The following is a 15,237-nucleotide window of genomic DNA, read 5'->3' as shown; positions in this document are numbered from 1 at the left end:
TAAAATAAAAAACCAGCCCTTAGGCTGGTTTTGTTTAAAAAAATTTCTTTTGTTTGATATTTATAACTTTTAATTAAATGTTCTAGTCAAAATAAATTGAAGAAAAAATTAAAAAATATTGTTTTCTATTTTTAAAACTCGGTCATACGCTAGGTATAAACAGAAGCTCTAAACTAATCTTCTTAACATAAAAACACATGTAACTTTTATGTAAGCCAAAACTTCATTATTTTTCATCCAAAGGCGCTATATCACATTTACAAAAAAAAACATAAGATTTCAATATAAGGGACTAGCTTAAAAGTGTGAGTCAATTCAATCAAATTGAGGAACAAGGGAGACTATCATGAATATGAAATCAATCAAGCATGGGCTTAATCACTTGTTTGCTTTTGAAAACTTGCCATCTGATATGCATTCGCAAGCTGTAGATGAAATTGAACAAGGCTTACGCTTTGAAGAGTTAGCCGTACAAGATCATGAACGTATGCAAAATTGGTTAGATATTACTCCAAACGACCGCAATGCAATGTGGTGCTATCTCCGTGCAGCTTTAAGGGGTAACGCCGATGCTTCATTTAAACTCGGTATTGGTTATCTTAATGGCCAATTTGGCCTAGATAAAAATTATAGTGAAGCTGAAAAATGGCTGAAAAAAGCAGCCAGTCAAGGTCACCCCGATGCGGAGCATCGCTTACAAGAAGCTTTTAGTAAACTAGCTTTCTCATAAAACAAAAAACCAGCCCTTAGGCTGGTTTTTTCCATTAGCAGAGATTAACCGCTAATTTTTTTGTATTTCGTACGTTTTTGAACAGCGTCGTCACCTAAACGTGACTGACGATACGCTTCGTATTCTGCATAGTTACCTGCGTAGAATTCTGGCTGTTCATTTTCAAATGACAAGATATGTGTCGCAATACGGTCAAGGAACCAACGGTCATGCGATACCACCATTACCGTACCTGGGAATACAAGAATTGCATCCTCAAGCGCACGTAAAGTTTCAATATCCAAGTCGTTTGATGGCTCATCCAGTAAGATAACGTTTGCACCTAACTGTAAGATCTTCGCAAGTTGTAAACGGTTACGCTCACCACCAGACAATTCACCTACACGTTTTTGCTGATCTTGACCTTTAAAGTTAAAACGGCCGATATAAGCACGTGATGCGATTTCGTAATCACCGATTTTTAAGATATCTAAACCGCCAGAAACTTCTTCCCAAACAGTTTTATTATTATCTAGAGTGTCACGAATCTGACCAACATAAGCCACTTTAACTGACTCACCTAAGGTCACAGTACCTGTATCAGGTTGCTGTTCGCCAGTCATCATACGGAATAAAGTCGTTTTACCCGCACCGTTTGGACCAACAATACCAACAATCGCTGTTGGAGGTACGGTAAACGTTAAGTTTTCGTACAACACGCGGCCGTCAAATGATTTACTGATACCTTCCACTTCCACAACTTTGTTACCCAAACGTGGGCCAGGTGGAATATAGATTTCAGATGTTTCATTACGTTGTTGGAATTCTTTAGAGTTAAGCTCTTCAAAACGTTCCATACGCGCTTTGTTTTTCTTTTGCTGACCTTTCGCATTTGAACGAACCCATTCAAGTTCTTTTTTCAATGCTTTAGCAAAAGATTCTTCTTGTTTATTTTCCTGCTCTAAACGAGCATTCTTTTGTTCTAACCAAGAAGAATAGTTTCCTTGATAAGGAATACCCATACCACGGTCAAGTTCAAGAATCCACTCAGCCACGTTATCCAAGAAATAACGATCATGCGTAATCGCAACGATAGTGCCCGGAAAATCTTTCAAGAAACGTTCTAACCAAGTTACAGATTCTGCATCTAAATGGTTCGTCGGTTCGTCCAGAAGTAACATATCTGGTTTTGAAAGTAATAAACGGCACAGTGCAACACGACGACGCTCACCACCAGAAAGTAATGTTACGTCTGCATCCCAAGCTGGAAGATTCAAAGCATCCGCAGCAATTTCAAGCTGGTTGTTTAGGTTATGTGCATCCCAAGCATGGATAATTGATTCTAATTTTTCCTGCTCTTTTGCAAGTGCATCAAAATCTGCATCTGGGTCTGCATATTCTGCAAAAACCTGATCAAGACGCTCTAATGCATCTAAAGCTTCACGCACGCCATCTTCAACGTTACCACGAACGTCTTTAGTTGGATCAAGCGGTGGTTCTTGCTCTAAATAGCCGATTTTAATTCCAGGTTGTGCACGAGCTTCACCAGAGAAATCTTTATCTACGCCAGCCATAATACGAAGCAGGGTAGATTTACCTGCACCGTTCAAACCGAGTACACCAATTTTGGCACCCGGGAAAAATGATAAAGAGATGTCTTTTAAGATTTCGCGCTTTGGCGGAACCATTTTAGACACTCGGTTCATCGTATAAATATATTGGGCCACGCAGGACTCCTCAATTGAAAAACCAATACATCGCATAAGCGATAAATAATCGCGCGTATTATACGCTGAAAACCTCATTGACTTGAAGTTATGATTTCCATCGTACGGATTTATCAAACAATTTTCTTTTTCAATAAGTTGCAAAATGTTTATGTATAAGATTTATACAGCGTTTCAGCGTATATTTTTCTATCTTTATTCCTAAAATTAGAAAACAAACCAGAATTTCTGCAATTTTCAATATGAATTTTAGGCTAGACTCGCTCAATATTTAACTCACGAAGATGAAGTAATCATGACTTATAAAGATGAAACTTTAGCAATCCATGCTGGTTATTCACCAGAAGCAACCACAAAAGCTGTCGCGGTTCCTATTTATCAAACCACTTCTTATGCATTTGATAACACACAACACGGTGCTGATCTTTTTGATTTAAAAGTTCAGGGTAATATTTATACCCGTATTATGAACCCGACCACTGCCGTACTTGAGCAACGTCTTGCTGCACTCGAAGACGGGATTGGTGCTTTAGCTCTAGCTTCTGGAATGGCAGCAATTACTTACTCAATTCAGACGATTACCGAAGCTGGAGACAATATTGCTTCAGTCTCAACCTTATATGGCGGAACGTATAATCTATTTGCCCATACGTTACCAAAACAAGGCATTGAAGTTCGCTTTTTTGATTATCAAAAACCTGAAAGCTTACGTGACTTAATTGATGATAAAACTAAACTTGTTTTTGTTGAGTCGATTGGTAACCCACTTGGAAATATCATCGATTTAGAAGAAATTTCAAAAATCGCACATGAATATGGTGTACCCGTCATTGTCGATAACACCGTTGCCACCCCTGCTTTATTAAAACCTTTTGAATATGGTGCCGATATCGTCATTCATTCGCTTACTAAATATATCGGTGGTCATGGTAATAGCATTGGTGGAGCAATTGTAGATAGCGGCAAATTTCCTTGGGGTAAATATCCAGAACGTTTTAAAGTTTTGAACACGCCTGATCCAAGTTATCACGGGGTTAATTATGTCGAAGCTTTAGGTGAAGCAGCCTATATTGCACGAGCTCGTGTAGTGCCATTACGTAATACAGGCGCGGCAATTAGCCCATTGAGTGTTTTCTTGATTTTACAAGGTCTCGAAACTCTAAACCTCCGCATCGAGCGTCATACTGAAAATGCTCAAAAAATTGCGGAATATTTACAGACTCATCCAAAAGTAAAATGGGTTAACTACGCAGGTTTAAAAGATCATCCACAACATCAGCTTGCTCAAAAATATGTAAAAGGTAAACCTTCTGCAATTTTATCTTTCGGCGTACAAGATGGTCTCGAAGGTGGCACTCGGTTCATCGATGCTCTTCAATTATTTACTCGTCTCGTAAATATTGGTGATGCAAAAAGTTTGGCGTGTCATCCTGCAACGACGACTCATCGCCAGCTCAATGAAGAAGAACTTAAATCTGCTGGTGTAAGCGAAGATATGGTACGTCTTTCAATTGGAATTGAGCATATTGATGACTTAATTGCCGATTTAGACCAAGCACTTTCAGCTGTATAACTTTTAAACTATTCAACAAGCCTCTGGAAATAGAGGCTTTCTTATTTGTCTTTATTCAAATTCAGATGAAGTCTGCTCTCATCTACAATAATAATTTGATCCATTTGCACAACACAGATAATTCAAAGCAAAGAATGAGAAATAAATCTAGCCCGATAGGTACTAGGACTAAGCCCTACACAATTTCTAAACCGAGTCCGGAAAGTGACAGGAGAATTAAAACCACAGCTTAAAGAAATGTCTTCAATGGATTGTGAAGATGTCTCCAGTAACTCTTGAGCCCGTTGTATACGCATGGTAAGTAACCATTGCAATGGTGTAGTTCCAATCTGATCGCGGAAACGTCGTGCGAATGTTCTTGGGCTCATATTTGCTTTATAAGCAAGTAATTTAATATCAATTTCTTCATTCAAATGTGCCCTCACCCATTCCAGTACCGGAGCCAAACTATCACGAGTCTCTGGTACTTCATGTTGAATAAACTGTGCTTGCCCTCCCTCACGATTTAAGGGAGCTACGGCAAGCTTTGCAGCATGAGCAGCCACAGTTTGACCATAATCCCGACGCACAAGATGTAAACACATATCCAATCCAGATGAGGCTCCAGCTGAAGTTATAAGACGTCCTTCATCAATGAACAATACATTTGGGTCGACCTTGATCTGGGGGTATCGAAGAGCTAACTCCTCTGCAAGAACCCAATGGGTTGTAGCTCGATATCCATCAAGAAGTCCCGTTTCTGCTAGAACAAATGCCCCAGAACAAATTGAAGCAATTCTTGCCCCTTTTTTCCACGCTTTGAGAATGGCTGTCCGTACCTTGGGATTAAGAGTCTTTTTAGGATCTTTAATACCGGGAATAATAATAGTGTCTGCATCAATAAGATGATTAAGCCCAAAATGTGCTTGAAGTGTAAATGCTCCTGTATTTACATGCTCTGCTTCACCACAAACTTTTACACAGTACCCCGCCTCACCATTTAATAAACGTACGAAGCCAAAGGCCTCACATGGAATACCCAAGTCAAATGGGATGAAATCATGCAAAGCAAGAATAGCTATCGTATGCATGGATAAAGGCTCTATTAATAAACTTTTCTTATTTTGGCAGATATCAAATTGGCAGTAAATGAACGATTATTGTCATTCCTGCCACTCATAACAATAGGTTAATACTGACAGAATTACCCGTAGTAATTTTTATGTCAAAACTATGAATGGAAAAACTATTCCCTCAGCTCAGCTTGTCTATTTTCAAAATATAGAATGAATAGTTATCTCCCCCCATTCTTAGTATCGATAAATTAAATCTTCAAATGGGCTAAATACGGATCAATAAATATGGCTAATCCGAAAGCACACAATATTACTCAATTTCAAAAATTGAAATTTTTTTCATTATTAGAGACAGTTTCTCTACTGCTATTGGTTGCTGTTGCAGTACCTTTAAAATATTTTAATGGATGGGATACAGGTGTTCATTTTATGGGGCCTATCCACGGGCTTACTTTTTTTACTTATATCTGGTTCGCAGTACAAACCATAGCTGATAGTAAATGGACACCATTAGAAATATTAAGATTAGTAGTGATTACGCTCATCCCGTTCGGTGTTTACTTCAATTTATCATTTATAAAAAATAAAATAGCTAAGTTAGATGAAGCTCAATCATCATGATAGAGCTTTTTACAACCTTAAGCCCATGGCTAAAAGCTATACATATAGTCTCAATGACCATTTTTATAAGTGGCGTTCTTACCACTTCGATGTCACTTAAAATAGAGTTTGATATTAACGAAAATATACGTATTCCTATCTGGGCTGAGCGTGAGTACCGATGGGATCAAATTATGACGACCCCAGCTCTCTTCATTACTTTTGCGTCTGGTTTAATATTAGCAATTAACGGCCAATGGTTTAGCTCTAAATGGCTACCTGCAAAAATTGTATTTGTACTTATTTTGGCGGCTATCCATGGCTTTCAAGCTAAACTTTTACGACAAATCGCAAATGGTATAAATGTTAGAAAAAAACAGGCAACACTGATTATCTTTATCTGTACTATTTCAATTATCGTTCTTGCTATTATTAAGCCATAACCTTACTGTTTATTCTTTAGCCAATAAAAATGTATTAAACAATTATCATATTATTCAGAAGATTAGGATAAAGAAGGAAATATTCCAACTTCCACTTTAGAGTTTTTACTCTAAATAAATTGTTAAATTTCATATATTTACAGACTAGACAATTTTTAAACATCTATTAAGATAATAGCCATATTTATGAGTTCATTTGGATGAACCTACGGTTGTAAAAAATAAAAATTACATACCGGAATAAATAGTCCCTGCCCCTACTTAGGTAAAATGCTGTGAATAAAAAATTAGAAGCTCTGTTCCAGGAAAAGGTACAAGATAAAGTCATTTTAGTGACAGGCGCCTCGAGTGGAATCGGATTAACGATTTCAAATAAGCTTGCTGATGCTGGTGCCCATGTTTTACTGGTTGCCCGTACTCAAGAAACTTTGGAAGAAGTGAAAGCAGATATTGAAAGTCGTGGCGGTAAGGCATCAATTTTCCCGTGTGATCTCAATGATATGGACATGATTGATCAAGTGTCTAAAGAAATTTTAGCGACCGTTGATCACATTGATATTTTAATTAATAACGCAGGCCGCTCTATTCGCCGTGCCGTACATGAGTCTTATGATCGTTTTCATGACTTTGAACGTACCATGCAATTAAATTATTTTGGCGCAGTACGCTTAGTTCTTAATATTTTGCCGCATATGATTCAGCGTAAAGACGGGCAAATCATTAATATTAGCTCGATTGGTGTATTAGCAAATGCGACTCGCTTTTCTGCTTACGTTGCATCTAAAGCAGCGCTTGATGCATTTAGCCGCTGTCTATCGGCTGAAGTTCATGCGCATAAAATTGCGATTACTTCAATTTATATGCCATTGGTTCGTACCCCAATGATTGCACCGACTAAAATTTATAAATATGTACCAACACTTTCACCTGAGCAGGCTGCTGACTTAATTGCTTATGCAATTGTGAAACGTCCAAAACGTATGGCAACTAACTTAGGCCGCTTAGCTTCAATGACATATTCGGTTGCACCGGGCATCAACAATATGTTTATGTCGATTGGTTTCCGTTTATTCCCAAGTTCAGATGCAGCAAAAGGTGAAAAAACCGAGAAATTAAACTGGGCACAAAAAGCATATGCACGAATCTTCCCAGGCGAACACTGGTAATTTTGAGTTGATGTCATAGTGAAAAAAAGCGCCTTAAATAAGGCGCTTTTTTTATTTAAAGAGCTTATTAGTCAAGAAATTGAACATGCCCTGTTTTTACATCGTAAATTGCACCCACCACTACAATGTCACCTCGCTCAACCATATCTTTGAGCACACTGCTATTATTAATAATGTATTGGATGTTGTAGTGAACATTCATTGCTGTTACTTGGCTAATAAAAGCATTACCTAATTCACGTGGCTGCATAATGTCATATACGCTATCAACCGAATGCATTAATGGCCCAAGCACATATTGAATGTGGGGCATTTCCTTCACATCAGACACTTGCTTTTGTTCTAGACGTAATTGACATGCACTCGTCACCGCACCACAATCGGTATGTCCTAAAACAACAATTACTTTGGAACCTTTAGCCTGACAAGCAAACTCAAGAGAACCCAATACTTTTTGCCCAGCAATATTACCTGCAATTCGTAAGCTAAACAGATCACCAATACCCACATCAAAAATCATTTCGGTAGGTGCACGTGAATCCATACAACCAAGCACTGCTGCGATCGGATGCTGGCCTTCATCTGCAGTAACACGAATTTGTCGATAAATATCTCGTTGAAGGCGTTCATTTTTTACAAAACGTTCGTTCCCTTCTTTAAGTAAGTTGACGACCTGTTGAGGACTCAACTTTTGTTGCAAATCATGTGTACTAATATCAATATCAAGTACAGCATCATCAACATCTTGATAATGCTGTTTGAACCCGACCAGTTTAAGATTTACCTGACGTTTAATAGCCGTTTCACTTTGATAATCTTGAATAACTTGATAGATATCAGGATCGATCGAATCACATTGAGTCGCATCAATAATGAGTTGCTGATGTTTATGCACATGTTCCAATGCTGAAATAAGCGCAGAACGATTAAGAAAAGTCACTTGTGATGGGAGTTCAATACGAGTTACTACGCCATGCAAGCGCTTTTCTCTATAAACACGAATACCTTTATTAAAGTTACCATAGAGAATAAAAGCACTACTGGTGAACAGACCAATTAAAATTCCCATCAAAAGATCGGTCAGTAAAATTGCAACTAAGGTAATAATAAATGGCAGAAACTGTTTCCAACCTTTTTGATAAAGCTGTTTAAACAGTTTTGGATGGGTCAGCTTAAAACCTGTCACGATTAAGATCGCAGCCAATGCAGACAGAGGAATCATGTTCATTAATGGCACGAAGAACAAAACCGCTAGTAGCAACAATACGCCATGAATAATGGTAGAGCATTTGCTACGCGCACCTGTATTTGCATTCACCGAACTACGTACAATCACCGAGGTCACCGGCATTCCACCAATTAAGCCAGAAATGATGTTACCTGTACCTTGTGCCCAGAGTTCACGGTTAGGAGGAGAAGAGCGTTTCTGAGGATCGATTTTATCTGCCGCTTCTAGATTCAATAATGTTTCTAAAGATGCCACGACAGCCAGAGTAATTGCCCCTGTGTAAATCATAGGCTCAGCTAAATAGCTAAAATCAGGAAAAATTAATACATCTTCGGGTGCTTGTAAGATATTCGGTAATTGAATGAGGTTATCAATTTGCACTGCCCAGGCAGAACCAATACTCACTAAAACAAAATTTAAAACTGCTGCAAGCACAACCGCAATCAATGCCGAAGGCAAAGCTAGTTTTTTGAGTGGACTACTATCCCACGCTAAAATTAAGAATAAACTGAGCAAACCAATAAGTGCAGCTCCGCCATCAAAACGTTGCAGAAATGCATCTGGAGTCGATGTCCAAACCTGTTTCAATGAAAAATCAGAAAGTCCAAACAGATAAGGCAACTGTGTCGCAATCAGGATGACACCAATAGCGGCGAGTAATCCTAAAATGACATTATTTGGAATAAAGTTGGCAAAAAAACCTAACTTGAACAACCCAAATAGAATTTGCAGGACACCAGCAAAAATAATACATAATAAAAAGGCGGCATAATTGCCGCCTAGTTGTTCTAACTGTACAAGAATGACGGCAGTCAGCCCTGCCGCTGGGCCTGCAACGCTAATGTGGGAACCACTTAGCAAACCTACAATAATGCCGCCCACAATACCTGCAATAATGCCTGAGATGATGGGAGCACCTGAGGCTAAAGCGATACCCAAGCACAGCGGTAATGCCACAAGGAATACGACGACTCCAGATAAGAGGTCTTTTAAATGAAATCTATTTTTCAGGTTTAAAACCGACATAAAACAACCATTTATAATAAAAAGAAATAAGCAAAGTTGTACTATTACAGCCTGAAAGTGAGTAAATGCTTCAAGGCTGGGTTGATGATGTCGAACAACTGAATATCATTAAAGTTTAGTTATGCTATAACGTTGTATATTTAATTGTGTATTTAACAACGATTTGTTGATCTTAAGATTCACCTCATCTTTACGACTGCGATTTTTTCCTGAATTGCTCTTTAACCCCTATTAAAAATAATACTTCGCCAATAAAAAAGCCCCCGATTGGAGGCCTTTTTATTAATTAAAGACGCTTATTTAGAGCCTTTAATCCCTGCTTGTAGCAACAATGCACCTAAACCACCAATTTTTTGTTCTTGAGGTTTCTCTTGCTTGGCGCGCTGAGGACGTTCAGCTTGATCTTTACGTGGTTGAGGACGTTTACCTTGCGGTTTACGTTCAAAACGTTGTTCTGTATTTTGTTCACGGCGTAGTGGACGCTGAGCTTTTACAGGTGCAGAACCTTCAGCACGCATACTTAAGTTCACACGGTTACGTTCAACATCAACCTGCATAACACGTACTTGTACAATCTGGCCCGGTTTTACAACTTTATGTGGATCAGATACAAACTCATTTGCAAGTTCAGAAATATGAACTAAACCATCCTGATGTACACCAATATCAACAAAGGCACCAAAGTTTGTGACATTCGTAATCACACCTTCAAGTTGCATACCTTCTGTCAATTGACCAACTTCAGTAATATCTTCACGGAATTTAGCAGTACGGAACTCTGGACGTGGGTCACGACCTGGTTTTTCAAGTTCAGCTAAAACATCTTGAATTGTTGGTAAACCAAATTTGTCATCAACAAATTCATCAGCTTTTACTTGGCGAATGATTTCAGTATTCCCGATGATGTCTTTAACAGTTGTTGCTTTTGCTGCAACAATTTTCTCAACAAGACCATAACTTTCAGGGTGAACTGAAGAAGCATCTAAAGGTTCAGAACCATTTTGAATACGTAAGAAACCAGCTGCCTGTTCAAAAGTACGTTCACCTAAACGCGGTACGCTTTTCAACGCTTGACGGTTGTCAAAACGGCCATGCTCTTTGCGGTATTCAACAATCTGTTGAGCAATTGCTTTGTTTAAACCAGCAATATAAGCCAAGATTGCTGGTGAAGCGGTATTTACATCAACACCTACAGCATTCACACAGTCTTCTACCACTGCATCAAGGGTTTTTGCCAAACCAGTCTGGTTCACATCGTGTTGATATTGACCCACACCAATTGATTTCGGATCAATCTTAACAAGTTCAGCAAGTGGATCTTGTAAACGGCGAGCAATAGAAACTGCACCACGAATTGAAACGTCAAGCTCTGGAAGTTCCGCCGATGCAAGTTCACTTGCCGAGTAAACTGATGCACCCGCTTCACTTACAGTGATTCGTGTTAAATTCAGATCAGTATTCGCAGCCATCATTTCAGCAACAACAGCTTCTGTTTCACGGCTAGCTGTACCATTACCAATTGCAATCAGCTCTACATTATATTCACGGCATAGACGTGCAAGTTCAGCAATTGAACCTTCTTTATCATCTTTTGGTGCAAATGGATAAATCGTGCTGTGAGCAAGTACATCACCAGCATCGCTGATCACTGCTAGTTTCACACCTGTACGAATACCAGGGTCAACACCCAAAGTCGTACGGCTGCCTGCTGGCGCTGACAATAATAAATGACGAAGATTTTCAGCAAATACCTGCATTGCTTCTGCTTCAGCAGTAAGACGTTTTTCTGTTAGCAATGAATGTTCGATTTGAGGACGAATCTTGCCTAACCAGAATAATTTTGCAGTTTGCTTTAAGAAATCCTGACGTGCTTGAGGTTGAATTTGCTCAAGGTTGTATTCAGTTTCAATACGTGCCAATGGCGCATCATCTTCACCATCTACTTTCAAACCCAATACGTTTTCTTGACGACCACGTAACATCGCTAATAAACGGTGTGAAGGTAATTTGTTTAGACCTTCAGAGAACTCAAAGTAATCACGGAATTTTTTACCAACTTCTTTCTTTTCTTCAGATGCAACTGCACTTTTTAAAACCGCAGTTTTTGCAAAAGTTGTTTTTAATTCTGTAGTAAGTGAAATATTTTGTGCCCAGTCATCAATCAGAATATGCTGAATCGCATCTAACTGACTCTCAACGTCTGGATAGTCTTCGTGACTAAAACCAGCCAATGCTTCTGTCGGGTCAACTTGTTCTGCAATGATTTTTTCAGCAATTGGTCCTAAACCTGCTTCTTTTGCTTTAAAAGATTTACTTGTACGCTTAGGGCGATACGGTGCATAAATTTCTTCTAAAGCATTTTTTGTTTCGGCTGCATTCACCCGCGCCAACAAGTCATCACTCAATTTATTCTGTTCTTGCAATGACTGAATAACCTTTTCACGGCGCTCATATAAATCACGTAAATACGCTAAACGAGTATCTAATTGGCGTAACTGCGTATCATCTAAACCTTGTGTTACTTCTTTACGGTAACGGGCAATAAATGGAACACTGGCACCTTCATCAATTAAGCGGATGGCAGCTTCTACTTGGTTTGGACGTACGGCAAGCTCACTTGCCAACTGCTGAACTAAGTCAGTCATCGTGTTTGATCCCACAAGGATAAAGTTTAAAAGCACTGATTATAAAGACCAAGCCCATAAAATCCACACTTGTTTGCGTATTCAAAACGTTTTTTTGTATTGACTCTGAATATTTATACTTTTTACGACTACTAGAGCACATAAAAACAGGAGTTCAACTATGAAAAAGTTGAGACTGAGCTCTGTCTTTTAATCTTTATAAAATATAAACGTAGGACTTACTTTCATTAATCTGACAAAATTTTATTATAATTTATGAGAAAATGAACATATTGGTACACTCTTCAAAAGATAAAAATATAGAGATTCAACAAGGTTTTATTCATTTAACTTTTTATAGAACCCAGCTATTTGCTTATTTCAACAATTAAAAAATCAAAAGAAACAAGTCAGCGGACCTAAAATAACTTATTTGAAACAATTAGTTATTAATATTTAATTATTAAAAAATTATCAAAGATTTAACTATTTGTTTTTTTAGATCAGTCTTTGCTAAATTATGAGCTTAAGATGTTGTTTTTTGGTTTCAAACTACCTTGAAAATTGTAATTTTGAGCAAATTGATACATAGTCTTAACAAGAACATCAGCATTATACTGAGGGCTTGTTGGCAATAAGCCTCACCGACCCAATAATATATAAATTATGACTTTAAAGGGAGTACATCATGAGTTTAGTTGTACCTGCTGAACATCCTGAAACCGTACACAACGAAACGGATCGTGTCGAACGTATTTTAGTGGTCGATGACGATGTGCGTTTACGTACCCTCTTGCAACGTTTTTTGGAAGATAAAGGCTTTGTTGTAAAAACTGCCCACGATGCTTCGCAAATGGACCGTCTATTACAACGTGAGTTATTTTCACTTATCGTACTCGACTTTATGTTGCCAGTTGAAGATGGTTTGAGTATTTGCCGTCGTTTACGTCAATCAAATATTGATACACCAATCATCATGCTCACAGCGCGCGGTAGCGATTCAGACCGTATTGCAGGTCTTGAAGCTGGTGCAGACGATTACTTGCCAAAGCCATTTAATCCAAATGAACTTTTAGCCCGTATCCGTGCTGTATTACGTCGCCAAGTTCGTGAAGTTCCTGGTGCTCCAAGCCAACAAGTTGAAGTTGTAAGCTTTGGTCCATGGTCTCTAGACTTGTCTACCCGCACACTAACACGCGAAGGACAAATCGTTACCTTAACGACTGGTGAATTTGCAGTATTAAAAGCATTGGTACAACACCCACGTGAACCATTAACGCGCGATAAACTCATGAATTTAGCTCGTGGCCGTGAATGGGGTGCAATGGAACGTTCAATTGACGTTCAAGTCTCTCGCCTACGTCGTTTAATTGAAGATAATCCTGCACGTGCACGTTATATCCAAACGGTATGGGGCGTGGGTTATGTATTTGTTCCAGATGGTGCGGAATAAGTTTGAGATAAAATAGAGTGAGTTTAGATCCAATCGCGCCACAAAACTTTACTGATTACGCTACCTACTCAGAACGGAAACGAACTCGGTGGGAACGTTTTCTCGACAAAATTAAGCCACGCTCTGCTGCCATGCGTACCACTATTCTGGTACTGCTGGTGGTGTTCTTTAGCTTATTTATGTCGTTATGGTTCTTTTGGCGCACTCTTTACTTACCTGAAATTCAACAACACGCGCGTTATCTTGCAGTTGAACTCGAGCTCGTCAACAATCCGGATATACGAATTTTTCATCGCGAAAATGAAGTCGATGTTGATGAGTGGTTACGTAATCGGGTTGGAATTGAATACATTACCAATCCCAAAGAATATCCAAGTGTCCGCGATAAAGTAATTGCTGAGTTTTTTACTAATCAAATCGAACAAAAACTGGCAAATGAGATTGGGGCCAAGGATGTTACGGTTTACTTCCAGTTTAAGCCTAGCCCACGTATTTGGATTCAAACACCTGAAATGCATGGGAACTGGGTTCGTGAACCTTTAAAAACCTATGCAAACTACAGTCCTGAGCTATTAATTGGTTGGGTCGTTGGTGTTCCTCTACTGTCAGCTATCATTATTTTGATTCTCGTCAGACAAATGAACCGCCCTTTACGTCGTTTGCAAAATGCTGCCAATGAATATAGTAAGTCAGGGACAGCGCCTTATCTAGATACCAATCATGGTCCATTAGAAATTCGACAGGTGAACCAAGCCTTTAACCGCATGGTCTATACGCTCGATCAAACCGAGCGTGAACGACGTATTATGTTGGCCGGTATCTCGCATGATTTGCGAACTCCTCTAACACGCATCCGCTTAACAGCAGAAATGTTACCTGACGAGTTTTTACGTGAAGGTCTGGTCTATGACGTAGATGATATGGACGCAATTCTTAATCAGTTCATTTCATATATGCGTGATGGTTCAGATGAAGAGTTGAAAGACACCAATATCAATATACTTTTGCAAGAACTTGTTGTGCAATTTAAGCCACTTGATATTCAATTTGAGATGCAGGATGTGCCCATTATTCCGGCACGTAGCCTTTCTTTAAAACGGCTTATTGCAAACCTGATTAATAATGCAAAACGCTATGGTGCTGAACCTATAGATCTCAGTGCAAAAGTTGAAAATGAAAATATTTTAATTACTGTTGCTGATCATGGTGAAGGTATTCCACCAGATCAAATTGAAGAATTAATGCAGCCCTTTGTCCGCGGAGACGCCGCAAGAACGATCCAAGGGAGTGGACTTGGATTGGCTATTGTCAAACGTATTGTCGATATTCATCATGGTGAAATTCAAATTCACAACCGTGAACAAGGCGGTTTAGAAGTTATTATTTCTTTACCGATCCCAAAATCAGTCCCTGAAGAAAATAGCTCGATCAATCCATTAGAAAAAATAAAACAAACTTTGAGTGAGCGCTTTTAATTTAACCAGTTGGTTATTAAAAGCCTCATTTTAAAGATAAATAAAAACGATAAAAATCAATTAAATAAAATCCATAAATATAATTTATACCACCATTTATTTACAAAATTAGACCTTAGCCTAACACCTATGCACTTTTCAATTTTTCATAGCTAAAA

At 38.6% G+C, this 15,237-nt stretch carries 12 protein-coding genes; 8 read left to right on the top strand and 4 right to left on the bottom strand.

The window, feature by feature from the left end; translation table 11 throughout:
- The first annotated feature begins 346 nt into the window (after positions 1-346).
- Entirely contained in the window at positions 347-730 is a 384-nt protein-coding gene (locus MJX77_RS06890; RefSeq protein ID WP_005300904.1) for a tetratricopeptide repeat protein, read from the top strand.
- Between the two features lie 44 nt (positions 731-774).
- Here the strand turns inward: MJX77_RS06890 and ettA are convergent, their stop codons facing one another.
- Complete coding sequence (gene ettA / locus MJX77_RS06885; protein WP_107880541.1) at positions 775-2,436, bottom strand: energy-dependent translational throttle protein EttA; 1,662 nt, start codon at positions 2,434-2,436, stop codon at positions 775-777.
- A gap of 295 nt (positions 2,437-2,731) precedes the next feature.
- On the opposite strand from ettA, the gene MJX77_RS06880 reads away from it, so the two are divergent.
- Positions 2,732-4,009 carry an O-acetylhomoserine aminocarboxypropyltransferase/cysteine synthase family protein gene (locus MJX77_RS06880; protein ID WP_252060995.1) on the top strand — a complete coding sequence of 426 codons (1,278 nt, stop codon included), beginning with the start codon at positions 2,732-2,734 and terminating at the stop codon, positions 4,007-4,009.
- A 122-nt stretch (positions 4,010-4,131) separates the two neighbouring features.
- Here MJX77_RS06880 and MJX77_RS06875 read toward each other — a convergent pair whose 3' ends face one another.
- Positions 4,132-5,079 (bottom strand): GlxA family transcriptional regulator, encoded by a 948-nt coding sequence (locus MJX77_RS06875; protein ID WP_252060994.1) that lies wholly within the window; start codon positions 5,077-5,079, stop codon positions 4,132-4,134.
- Positions 5,080-5,349: 270 nt separating this feature from the next.
- Between MJX77_RS06875 and MJX77_RS06870 the strand changes: the two genes are divergently transcribed.
- From MJX77_RS06870 to MJX77_RS06860, 3 genes are all read left to right on the top strand, one after another.
- Positions 5,350-5,685, top strand: a complete 336-nt coding sequence (locus tag MJX77_RS06870) for a DUF3817 domain-containing protein (RefSeq protein ID WP_151988696.1) — start codon at positions 5,350-5,352, stop codon at positions 5,683-5,685.
- Positions 5,682-6,107, top strand: coding sequence for a CopD family protein (locus MJX77_RS06865; RefSeq protein ID WP_252060993.1), 426 nt, complete (start codon positions 5,682-5,684; stop codon positions 6,105-6,107). The genes MJX77_RS06870 and MJX77_RS06865 overlap by 4 nt, the downstream gene beginning before the upstream one ends.
- 275 nt (positions 6,108-6,382) lie before the next feature.
- Positions 6,383-7,273, top strand: coding sequence for an SDR family NAD(P)-dependent oxidoreductase (locus MJX77_RS06860; RefSeq protein WP_005300894.1), 891 nt, complete (start codon positions 6,383-6,385; stop codon positions 7,271-7,273).
- A 67-nt stretch (positions 7,274-7,340) separates the two neighbouring features.
- Here the strand turns inward: MJX77_RS06860 and MJX77_RS06855 are convergent, their stop codons facing one another.
- The gene (locus tag MJX77_RS06855; RefSeq protein WP_107880537.1) at positions 7,341-9,527 is read right to left on the bottom strand and encodes a bifunctional SulP family inorganic anion transporter/carbonic anhydrase; all 2,187 of its coding nucleotides are present in this window, start codon (positions 9,525-9,527) and stop codon (positions 7,341-7,343) included.
- Positions 9,528-9,823: 296 nt separating this feature from the next.
- Positions 9,824-12,172 (bottom strand): Tex family protein, encoded by a 2,349-nt coding sequence (locus tag MJX77_RS06850; RefSeq protein ID WP_252060992.1) that lies wholly within the window; start codon positions 12,170-12,172, stop codon positions 9,824-9,826.
- A 667-nt stretch (positions 12,173-12,839) separates the two neighbouring features.
- Here MJX77_RS06850 and ompR point away from each other — a divergent pair.
- Genes ompR through MJX77_RS06835 form a run of 3 tightly spaced genes read left to right on the top strand, consistent with a single transcriptional unit; the run spans position 12,840 to position 15,235 of the window.
- The gene (gene ompR, locus MJX77_RS06845) at positions 12,840-13,604 is read left to right on the top strand and encodes an osmolarity response regulator transcription factor OmpR (protein ID WP_000060753.1); all 765 of its coding nucleotides are present in this window, start codon (positions 12,840-12,842) and stop codon (positions 13,602-13,604) included.
- Positions 13,605-13,621: 17 nt separating this feature from the next.
- Positions 13,622-15,079: an ATP-binding protein gene (locus MJX77_RS06840; RefSeq protein ID WP_151988697.1), complete on the top strand. Its 1,458-nt coding sequence runs from the start codon at positions 13,622-13,624 to the stop codon at positions 15,077-15,079.
- Positions 15,080-15,115: 36 nt separating this feature from the next.
- Positions 15,116-15,235, top strand: coding sequence for a hypothetical protein (locus MJX77_RS06835; RefSeq protein ID WP_252061313.1), 120 nt, complete (start codon positions 15,116-15,118; stop codon positions 15,233-15,235).
- Positions 15,236-15,237 lie beyond the last annotated feature (2 nt).

It is taken from the genome of Acinetobacter sp. AHP123, assembly GCF_023757925.1.
Classification (GTDB): domain Bacteria; phylum Pseudomonadota; class Gammaproteobacteria; order Pseudomonadales; family Moraxellaceae; genus Acinetobacter; species Acinetobacter oleivorans.
This window is presented reverse-complemented; position numbering and strand designations above follow the sequence as displayed.

Coding starts and splice junctions, on each gene's coding strand:
- MJX77_RS06875 (WP_252060994.1), bottom strand. CDS start 5,079: ATGCATACGATAGCTATTCTTGCTTTGCATGATTTCATCCCATTTGAC.
- MJX77_RS06890 (WP_005300904.1), top strand. CDS start 347: ATGAATATGAAATCAATCAAGCATGGGCTTAATCACTTGTTTGCTTTT.
- MJX77_RS06880 (WP_252060995.1), top strand. CDS start 2,732: ATGACTTATAAAGATGAAACTTTAGCAATCCATGCTGGTTATTCACCA.
- MJX77_RS06865 (WP_252060993.1), top strand. CDS start 5,682: ATGATAGAGCTTTTTACAACCTTAAGCCCATGGCTAAAAGCTATACAT.
- MJX77_RS06850 (WP_252060992.1), bottom strand. CDS start 12,172: ATGACTGACTTAGTTCAGCAGTTGGCAAGTGAGCTTGCCGTACGTCCA.
- ompR (WP_000060753.1), top strand. CDS start 12,840: ATGAGTTTAGTTGTACCTGCTGAACATCCTGAAACCGTACACAACGAA.
- MJX77_RS06855 (WP_107880537.1), bottom strand. CDS start 9,527: ATGTCGGTTTTAAACCTGAAAAATAGATTTCATTTAAAAGACCTCTTA.
- MJX77_RS06870 (WP_151988696.1), top strand. CDS start 5,350: ATGGCTAATCCGAAAGCACACAATATTACTCAATTTCAAAAATTGAAA.